The sequence below is a fragment of the Sphingomonas panaciterrae genome, from assembly GCF_036890205.1.
Taxonomy (GTDB): domain Bacteria; phylum Pseudomonadota; class Alphaproteobacteria; order Sphingomonadales; family Sphingomonadaceae; genus Sphingomonas; species Sphingomonas panaciterrae.
Genome location: NZ_JAKNQR010000041.1, coordinates 1 through 413 on the forward strand (window position 1 = coordinate 1; position 413 = coordinate 413).

General features: G+C 67.3%; 1 protein-coding gene. It reads right to left on the reverse strand.

Annotated features, from left to right (window positions below; translation table 11 throughout):
* Positions 1–413 (reverse strand): ABC transporter permease (locus tag L8F96_RS18565; RefSeq protein WP_334657026.1); only part of this gene is annotated, 413 nt, incomplete at both ends.

Sequence of the window (413 nt, forward strand, 5' to 3'; positions counted from 1 at the left end):
GTCGCGGTTTCGCGTGTCACCGCGACGAGCAGGGCCGCAATTGCTGCGGTCGCCGCGTAGAACAGCGTCTGCCCTAATGCGATCAGCGGCAGGCTCCCCTCGATGCGCCATCCGCGCGCCAGAGTGAGATAAAGAAGCCAGACGATGCCCCACAGGCTGATGGCGGCGACATAGGGCAGCATCTTGCCCGCCAGAGCCGGCGCAACCCTGCCGCTGGCCGATGCCCAGTCGGACAGTGACCCTTCCCGCAACTCGCGGCCGATTGCCATCGCACAGACGCAGGCGGCCACGAGGTGAAGAACCGCCGGAAAGATCAGCAGGCCCAGGAACCATTCGAAGCTGGCCGGCGTGTTGCCGAGCGGCGTCGCCTCAACGGCGAGCCGACGGACACGGCTGGCCGGCACGGCATGGTT